Here is a 9,299-nt window from a genome sequence, read left to right as displayed (position 1 = left end):
TAAGTTTTTGATTCTGCAGCCATGACAAAACAAAAAAATCATGCTGCTGCAGTAAACTTTCGAATAGATTGTAATTTCAAAGAATTAATCCATTATGTGCTTGTCATTAGTTCTAGGTCTTAAAAGCAATCGAGTCAACCCTTTCTATGGGGTATACTTCACTTATAAATGGCCAGCCTAAAAAGAATGATACTCAGTAAGTGGCTGAGCTTTTAAAACAGGAAGGGTGACAAATTTAGTTTGCTTCGTACTATGGTTAGTTAAATATCTCAGGCCATTATCAGTTTTCCGTGTAATCGTCAAATTGTTGTGCTTTTAAACTAACTATATAAAGGTGACTAGCTTTGTTGTGATTCGTATCTTCCTTTTTTTGGGTTTTGTAAGTGTAGAAGTAAGCAGGGTATAGAGGGTATGTGCTTGGCCTGAAGGTTGTGTATTGTTATTGCAACCTTTGTTTGCTTGTGTCAACTGCAGTTTTTCAAAGGATGCAAGGTATTCCCGTGAGCCTATAAGCTTGTCCATAGTAGCCTGATAGGTGCTATTGTTAATTGCAATGCTGCTTGTAAGGTTTCTTGTCAAAAAATATTGAAGTAAATTAAGGTTATTACTGTATATCGGTTAGATATAAGCTTGTGATTAAATGAATAGATGGCCTCAGTGATTTAATGTGATAGAAGGTCTATTTAAAATGTTTTTTGGTAAGTTTAGGGGGGCTTTAATAGGTTGCTTGATTTTTAAGCTTGATATTGTTTTGTGAATGGTTGATTTTGGTATGGTTAAAGTCTTTAATAAGTAAAATGATTTTTATAGTGTAAATTACGTATTTTAATAAAGGTTGTTGTAGATGTTTTTTAATTTTTTTAGGAAAAAAAAATCGAATCGTTTCGGTTTGATAACAAGATGTAGGGATGAGTTCTTTATATTAGAGTTTGTCAATTACTATATTTCTCAAGGTGTTGATCATATTTATATTATAGATGATGATAGTAAGGATAAGGGGATATATAAAAGTGTTGAAGGGTTGAGTGATGTTACAGTTATATATGATAGTAATGTTATAAAAAACAATTCGGCATCGAAGTTGTATAAAAAAATCAGAAAGAGTTTTGATTGGATTATTTATGTAGATGTAGATGAGTTTATTTCTACAAATAAAATGTCACATAAAACAATAGTTGAGGAGGTCGTTGATAGTTATTCAAGTTTTGATTGTGTAAAAGTACCTTGGGTTATGATGTCCTCTAACGGTCGGGAACTTGATCCTAAAAAACTATTAGCTGAAAATTTATGGAGATGGAATCACGATAAAAAGCATCCTAATCATATACACAAGTTCCGGTGTAGATTTGATGAGATAGAGGTTAAATGTATTTTTAAAACTGCAGTGTTTCATGATATAAGTGATCATCACCCTATCGGAGAGGGGGAGGTTGTTGATTCGATAAATGGATCAGATTCAAGTTTAAGTCCTTTTTATTGTGGGCTCACAGAAAAAAAAATATCTTCCGCTAGTTTGTTGTGTTTTCATTATCGCATTATATCTAAGGAAAATAATTTAAGGAAATTGTCTGAAAATTATTGGTATATAAAGCATGGGTATACTGAAAAGGATCTGGCGTCATCCGATTATGCCGAGATTTTTGATAATACGGTATCTGTCAAAGGCTATAGAAATAAAATATTCATTATAGGTTTCAATCGGTGTGGCACTCGATCTCTACATTACTTCTTTAAGAATAATGGTTTAAGATCTATACACTGGGACTCCGATAATTTGGCAAAAACCATGGAGAAAAATTTAATTTCGGGTTTGCCTCTTTTACGGGGAGGGAGGACCGTAAACTCTAAAGTCAATAGTGTGTGTGAATATGAGGACGCTCAGGTTTTTTCAGATATTACTTGGCACAAGGAAAATAAAGACGCTAAAGATTATTATAGGCAGTTAGATTTCTGCTATCCTGGGTCGAAATTTATTTTAAATGTTAGAGATGTCAATGGTTGGATAAAAAGTAGAAAAAAACATTCTAATGGTTTAATTCTAAAAGAATTAAAAGAATATCATTCGTGTAGTGAGGGTGAGTTAGAGATTATCTGGAGGAATATGTGGGAGCGTAGTGTGAATGAAATGATTGAATATTTTAAAGGAAGGGATAAGGACTTACTGGTTTTTGATATTGAAAATGATAATATTATGGAGGTTGTTGATTTTTTGGGTGAGGAGGTAGGTTTAGATCCTTTGTTGTACGATTATGTTAAGTAGGAATGGTTCTAAAAAATAATGAAAACCAGATGATTTTTGTTATATGTTTTTCATATTAATCGTTTTTATGTGTTTATTGGATCTACTGAAAATTAGTTTAAATAGGTTTTAAAATGGCTGAGAAAGTGTTGTTTCATATTGGTCTACATAAGACTGCAACATCTAGCCTTCAGAAAGATTTCTTTACTGTGGGGCATGGTTTCTTTCAAGGATTGAAAAAGTCAAAAATAATGGAGGTGTTTGTTAATAAATCATCAACGGAGCTAATTTCCAGTAAAGATTTAGAGTGCTTTTTAGAATTTGTTAAGAGAGCTAACGAGGATTCACTTGTGCCCTTGGTTTCACACGAGAGGCTTTCGGGATATCCTTTGTCTGGTGGTTATGATAGAATGTCTATTTTAAATAGAATTAAAAGTACTGGCTTGGATGTGAAAATTATTTACATTATAAGGGAGCAGAAATCGTGGATATATTCAGCCTGGAAACAAATGATAATCGACTCAAGTGGGATGAAGCTACAAGAGTTTTTGATGAAATCTCATCCAAAGCATAATGCTCGTTTGCCAGTGCCTCGTCTGGAGTACTTAAATTATGCAAGAGACATTACTTTGTTAAGAGATATGTTTGGTGAGGCTAATGTTAGCGTTATTCCAATGGAGTTGATGGCTCAAGATTTTTCATACTTCAAATCTAAAGTGTCGAAACTATTAGATGTTGATATTGAGCGTTTCAGAAACGCACAGTTAAGTTTTAAAAATGAATCCTTGTCGTTATCAGAAATATATTTTAAGTTGTTTATTAATCGATATGTGATTCGTACAGAGCTTTCACCTAGAGGGATGATTTCTTCGAGTAATAATTTTTTTAAGTTTTTAGCGGGGGAGAGATTTTGTACTTCGTTTTCTTATTTGGCTGGTTCTAATTCTTTCTCTGCCCTTGATGCTAATAATAAAGCTCTAATTAATGGGGTGGTTGGTGAGTATTTTTCTGAGATAAATTTCAAGGCTTCTGAAATGATTGGGATTGACTTAAAAAAACTTGGCTATTGCTAATGTAATTATTAACGGTTTTATGGTGTTCTGATGGATTTGGCAAAGACCTGAGTTTTTTTTGTTGTTTAAATCATTCGAAAAACAAGATTTCTATTTTTGAAGTAGAGGCTTTTTGAGTTATTTCTTAGGTTGGTTAAGTATAGTGTTTTTTATTTAAGGTTTTATATGAATTTTTTATTTTTATCTGGTGCTCCTAGGTCTGGAACTTCTGCTTTGACTGAGTTGATTTCAAGTCATAGTGAGGCTTTTATTGGTATGGAAAGGTTTAAACACTTATATAAGGTCGGTAAAGTCAAAAAAAGCCTTTTTACTAAAGAAAAGTTTTTTGATATTAGTGTAAGTGAAACTAGTGTTGGAGTTAGGCCTGGAAAATACAGGGAGTACTATGACCTGCATAAGAGTAAATATGAAAATGTTAGGTTGGTGGGTGATAAATATCCTCAACTATATAAGTTTTGGCCTGCTTTGATGAAAGAGTTCGGCGAAGGTGGTAAGTATATATTTATCTATCGCGACATTTTTAGCGTAGCTTCTTCTTTTAATGTGAGAGCCCAGAACCCAAAAGATCGATGGCCGGAGGAGAATGATTATAAAGCTGCTGTTGATATTTGGAATAAATCTTTGGAACTTGCTGTAAAGGCTATAAGGGCAAGGGAGAATATATATGTAGTTGAATATGAGGGTTTTTTTGAGCCTAGTGGTGGGGATAGATATAAAGAGCTCAAAGGGATTGTATCATACTTAGACTTGACCGAGTGCTCATTGATGAATGGGAAATATGATGAAATGTGTGATAAATATATAAAAAACATTAAGGGAAAAGAAAAGAATGTACAGGTTGGTCAGATAGATTATATTAAAAGTAATGCTAGATTTGATCTGTGTGATGAGCTCAGAAAATATCGTTTAAATCAGGGTTAGAGTCATGAGGATTAAAAGTTTTTTCTCAGTTGTGCTTGTAAAGGCCTTTCTCAACTTAAAGTCAGAGACATCAAATAACAAATTTAGTTATATGTGGTGGATTCTTGAGCCTTTATTGCACATGTCAGCTTATTACTTTGTTTTTTCATTTTTGCTGGATCGAGGTGGTCCAGGTTATGGTTCTTTTCTATTAATGGGGTTAGTGCCTTGGTTGTGGTTTTCAAAGACTGTTAATAAAGCATCTTTTAGTCTTATTCAGGGGCGATCCCTCATGAATAAAATGTATATTCTGAAAATATTTTTTCCTATCACAATTGTATTACAGAGTTTGATTAAGCAGGTTTTTGTTTTTGCTGTGTTGTTTTTTTTGATATGGGGGTTAGGTGTTGAATTCTCAAAAGAGTCTTTGTGGGTGATTTTGATTATTATTGTTGAACTGCTTTTGATTCTTAGTGTGTCTTTATTCTTTGCGGTTGTCGTACCTTTCTTTAGGGACTTTAGTATTGTTGTTCCTATCGCTATGCAGTTTATGATGTTTTGTTCAGGCATATTTTTTTCTTACAAAGAAGTACCAGAAAGATTACATGCATGGTTCTTTTTGAATCCTATGGCAGTTGTATTGAAAGGGTTTAGAGATGTTCTGATTGATAAGACTATTCCGTCATTTGATGAATTGACTTATGTTGTTGTTTTTTCAATTGTTTTAGTTTTATTTTCCTTTTGTTTGTATAAAAAGCTAGATTATAAAATAGCAAAGGCGGTCTTGGAATGATGATGGAAAGTATCATTAGTCTTAAAAATGTTGCAGTTTCTTATAAGCAAAATAAAAGTTTTTTCCGTTCTAAGAAATATTTTGCATTGAAAGATATAACTTTCGAAGTTTATCCAGGTGAAACATTAGGCATTGTGGGAAGGAATGGCGCTGGAAAGTCAACTTTACTAAAACTACTTGCTGGTATTATCAGACAAGACAAAGGTGAGGTTATATTTAATACTAATAGTGTTTCTTTACTTTCACTTGGTGTTGGGTTTGATTCTAATTTGACTGGAAAAGACAACTCGCTAATTAGTGGTATGCTTCTTGGGTATAAGAAAAAAGAAATTGAACGTTTGTATGATGAAATTAAAGATTTTTCTGGGCTTGGAGACTTTTATGATAGGCCAGTGAAAACCTATTCATCTGGCATGCGGTCTAGGCTAGCGTTTTCAATTGCTATTTTTGCTTCACCTGATGTATTGCTTGTTGATGAGGTGTTGGGTGTTGGTGATGCTAGTTTTAAAGAAAAAGCTGAGAGTGTACTGTTAGAGAAAATAAACTCAAATATGACCGTTATTATTGTATCCCATTCCGAGAATCAAGTTTCTGCTCTCGCAAATCGAGTTGTGTGGATAGATAATGGCTCCGTTAGAAAGTGTGGGCCAGCGGAAGAAGTTTTTCCTGAATATAATATCAATGTAGGTTTTTCTTCTCATGGTTTGCGTGTGGAAAACTATGACTTGCATCCTGATTTTTATTTTTATTTTTTAGTTGAGAAGGTTAGTGAAGGAATTGTGTACTTTAACTTTTTTCTTTTTAACCTTAATGACAATCCTATCTATGATGTTACTCTTGTTACAGAGGGTGAAGAGACTTTGTTTCAATTGCCTCTACCGTCACCATTTACTTTTAAGAAATTTCCGCAAATCAAAACTAGTAGTGTATCAAAGTATAAAGGGGGAAGTGTTGGAATTGGAAAAGAGTCTAAAGTCTTTGTGATAAATGAAGAAGGGCATAAAATAGAAATTTTAAACTTTTTCCTTAAAAAAAATGTGTGATTTTTCTTGTAGAGGTTTTATGAAGCATTCTCCGGTTTTTGTTATAGGTATGCATCGGTCTGGTTCATCTGCATTAACTAGTCTCTTGACAAAATTTGGCTTGTATTTTGGCGAGTTGGATGAAGGTATCGGGTCAAGTTCACAAAATGCTAAGGGCTTTTGGGAAAGGCGTGATGTTAGAAATATTAATGATGATATTTTGTTCTCTCAAAAATGCGATTGGGATGCTATTGGTTCTTTGAATTTTAAGGTTTTAGAGCAGAGGGGTGATGTTTTCGATAGCATTGTAAATGTTGAGGAAAAAATGAATCGGAATAGTCGGCCATATGTGATTAAAGAACCTCGTATTTGTTTGACGCTTCCTATTTGGAAAGAAGCTTTATTAATCAAGCCTATATATATATTCATTCACAGAAATCCACTTGAGATAGCAGCTAGTTTAAAAAAAAGAAATGGTTCGCACGAAAAATATTGGTTGGAATTATGGTATAAATACGTTGTTAATGCGTTAAATAACTTGAAGGGAGAGGATGTCTTGTTTGTTTCTTATGAACAACTTAATGCAACTCCGAGCTGTGTTGTTGATAAAATTTCAAGGTTTTTATCTAATAAAATAAATATAGATCAAAAGCCTGATGATAAAATTATAAGTGAAGCTATATCAAATGATCTTAGAAATCAAGAGGTTGATGAGGAGAATGTCCCTGAAAGATTTAAAGAATTAAATTCTTTTCTTCGATCTTCTTGTTCTAATGATGAAGCAGTTTATTTAGACTCAGATCTAGTCTTTCCCGAAGTCAGTTATGATAGAGGTGTAGAGTATGGTTTAATCTTTGACAAATACATGCATTATAAAAATGAGTGTGCTGCTAGTATGGTTAATAATTTAAAGTTAAAAAATCAAAAAGATAGTCTTGAAAAATCTTTAGTTAAGAAACTAGCTGAAATTGATTACTATCAGAAGTTGCCGGTTATTAGGTTTTATATGCAATTGAAAAAAATGTTAAAGGTATTTAGATGTTTTTAAGTCGGCTAAGGAATTTTGTAAAAAAAATATATCTTAGGTTTTTGGGAGGGACTTTAGATAAAGCTATTGTTGAGTTTTCAGGAATTGAAACTGTTTCCGAAGATGCACATGTTTATAGACTTGAAAATTATTACGCCCTAAAGAAAGAAAAAAAAGAAGTTGCCTTTTTTACAGCTATAACTGGTTCATATGAAGATTTGAAATTGCCAGAATATTTTGACATAAATGTGGATTATTATGTTTTTACTGATGATCCGTGTTTATTTGTGCCAAAGCCATTCATAAAAGTGATATTGGATAAGTATGAATCGGATTCAACTCGCCTAGCTAGATGGGTAAAATTAAATCCACATAAGCTTCTGTCTCAGTATGATTATGTGATATGGGTTGACTCAAACATTCTTGTAAAAGAAAGTATATCTCACTATGTTGAATCTTTAAAAGGAAGGGATGCCGATTTAGGTTTTTTTAAACATCCTGATAGAACAAGTGTTGAAGAAGAGATTCTTGCATGCAAAAAATTTGCTAAGGAATCTTGCCGAGAACTTGATAGACAGTATGAATCATATGTGTCGTTATATGGTTATGAATCAATTAATTCAGTTAACTTAGTTGAGAGTAATGTTTATATTGCTAGGCTCAAAAGTTCTGTTGTTAGCAAGTTTTTTGAAGAGTGGTTTTATGAATTGTCAAGCTACTCTAAACGTGACCAGATATCGTTGCCAATTGCTATTATAAAGAGCCCAGAGCTGAGCCTTTTTTTTCTAGAAAATCATCGTGAAAAAATCCCTAGATTTAATAAAAACTTATTTGAAATATTTAGGCATAGCGATAGAGTTACATATCAGACACCTCGCTATTTTAATAGTTGTGAATCTACTTTTTTTGTGGATGACTTAGAGAAAAGGCAATTAGAGCCAAAGCAAGCACACAGCGTATCTATAATTGTCACCGTATTTAATGCTTTAGAAGAAGTTCAAAAGCTATTTGTTTCTCTAGTAGGTCAAAATGACTTGGATTTTCAGTTGATTATTGTTGATGATGCGAGTGAGGTCGATACAGTTAAGTTTCTTAAGCAGCAGGAAATTATCGATAAAATCATTTTTCACGATGTCAACTTAGGTTATACACAGTCAGTTAATGACGGAGTAAAAGCATCTGATAACGAAATTATTGTAGTTCTGAATAGTGATACGGTCTTACCTTCCGATTTTGTTGGCTGTTTGAAAAAATATGCAACAAAACACCCTAATATTTCCGCATTTGGTCCTGTTACTAATGCAGGAAGTTGGCAAAATACACCAAGATTAAGAGACTCTTTAGGTAAAATTGCGATCAACGAAATGCCTGATTCATATACGGTTGATTCTTTTAATAGCAAAATGAAGGTGTTTTTTGATGAGTGTGAGCTTGTTAAAGTTAATCTTTTGAACGGATTTTGTTATGCGGTTCGTAAATCGGCATATGAAGCTGTTGGTCTTTTAGACCATGAATCTTTCCCTAAAGGATATGGGGAAGAAGATGATTTCTTTATTAGGCTCTACAAACAAGGGTTTCAAGCTGGAGTTATGGCTAGTGTCTATGTTTATCACCATAAAACGAAAAGCTTCACTCCAGAACAGAAGAAAGAGTACTCTAATAAAGGATTAGCTACGTTATATAGCCTCCACTCAAAAGAGCTTGTTACTAGGCTTGTAAAAAACTCTTCTGAAAACCCTTTATTAATGAAAAATAGAGAGATTGTACAATCTGAATTTTTTCATGATAAAACATATTAAATATAGATAAGAGTATGATATGTTAGTTCTTGTTACTGGTGGTGCTGGATTTATTGGAAGCGCTGTAATTCGTTTTTTGTTAAGTGAAACCGATAATATTGTTGTTAATGTTGATAAGCTTACTTACGCAGGTAATCTTGATTCTATTCCTACTGAGATTCAGGGCAATCGATATTACTTTGAAAAAGTTGACGTTTGTGATTCTTTTGAATTAAATCGAGTCCTAGAGCAATACAGTCCTGATGTGATCATGCATTTAGCTGCAGAAAGTCACGTTGATCGCTCCATAGACGGTCCAGGTGAGTTTATCCAGACTAATCTTGTTGGCACATATGCTCTTCTAGAAGCTGCTCGAAAGTATTGGAATTTGTTGGAAGGTGACAAAAAACAAGCTTTCCGTTTCCATCACATTTCAACCGATGAAGTGTTTGGCGATTTACCCCACC

At 33.3% G+C, this 9,299-nt stretch carries 8 protein-coding genes; all 8 read left to right on the top strand.

Features of this window, described 5'->3' with window-relative positions; genetic code table 11:
• Nucleotides 1-889: 889 nt before the first annotated feature.
• On the top strand, nucleotides 890-2,260 hold the full coding sequence (locus tag ABJF52_RS08280) for a glycosyltransferase family 2 protein (protein ID WP_348148970.1): 1,371 nt from the start codon (nucleotides 890-892) through the stop codon (nucleotides 2,258-2,260).
• A 113-nt stretch (nucleotides 2,261-2,373) separates the two neighbouring features.
• Nucleotides 2,374-3,312 carry a hypothetical protein gene (locus ABJF52_RS08275; RefSeq protein ID WP_348148968.1) on the top strand — a complete coding sequence of 313 codons (939 nt, stop codon included), beginning with the start codon at nucleotides 2,374-2,376 and terminating at the stop codon, nucleotides 3,310-3,312.
• 165 nt (nucleotides 3,313-3,477) lie between these two features.
• A complete protein-coding gene (locus ABJF52_RS08270; RefSeq protein WP_348148966.1) occupies nucleotides 3,478-4,233 on the top strand; it encodes a sulfotransferase in 756 nt (251 codons plus the stop codon).
• Nucleotides 4,234-4,237: 4 nt separating this feature from the next.
• Entirely contained in the window at nucleotides 4,238-5,005 is a 768-nt protein-coding gene (locus ABJF52_RS08265) for an ABC transporter permease (protein WP_348148964.1), read from the top strand.
• Nucleotides 5,002-6,048 carry an ABC transporter ATP-binding protein gene (locus ABJF52_RS08260; protein ID WP_348148962.1) on the top strand — a complete coding sequence of 349 codons (1,047 nt, stop codon included), beginning with the start codon at nucleotides 5,002-5,004 and terminating at the stop codon, nucleotides 6,046-6,048. The genes ABJF52_RS08265 and ABJF52_RS08260 overlap by 4 nt, the downstream gene beginning before the upstream one ends.
• Nucleotides 6,041-7,075 carry a sulfotransferase domain-containing protein gene (locus ABJF52_RS08255; RefSeq protein ID WP_348148960.1) on the top strand — a complete coding sequence of 345 codons (1,035 nt, stop codon included), beginning with the start codon at nucleotides 6,041-6,043 and terminating at the stop codon, nucleotides 7,073-7,075. Before ABJF52_RS08260 ends, ABJF52_RS08255 begins: the two co-directional genes overlap by 8 nt.
• Entirely contained in the window at nucleotides 7,066-8,853 is a 1,788-nt protein-coding gene (locus tag ABJF52_RS08250) for a glycosyltransferase (RefSeq protein WP_348148958.1), read from the top strand. Before ABJF52_RS08255 ends, ABJF52_RS08250 begins: the two co-directional genes overlap by 10 nt.
• A 19-nt stretch (nucleotides 8,854-8,872) precedes the next feature.
• On the top strand, nucleotides 8,873-9,299 hold a 427-nt coding region (locus ABJF52_RS08245; RefSeq protein ID WP_348148956.1), incomplete at its 3' end, for a GDP-mannose 4,6-dehydratase.

Origin of the sequence: Aurantibacter sp. (genome assembly GCF_039941195.1) — a bacterium.
In the GTDB taxonomy this organism is placed as follows: Bacteria; Bacteroidota; Bacteroidia; order Flavobacteriales; family Flavobacteriaceae; genus Aurantibacter_A.
Note: the sequence above shows the minus strand (reverse complement) of the source record. Positions and strands in the feature narration are given on the sequence as shown.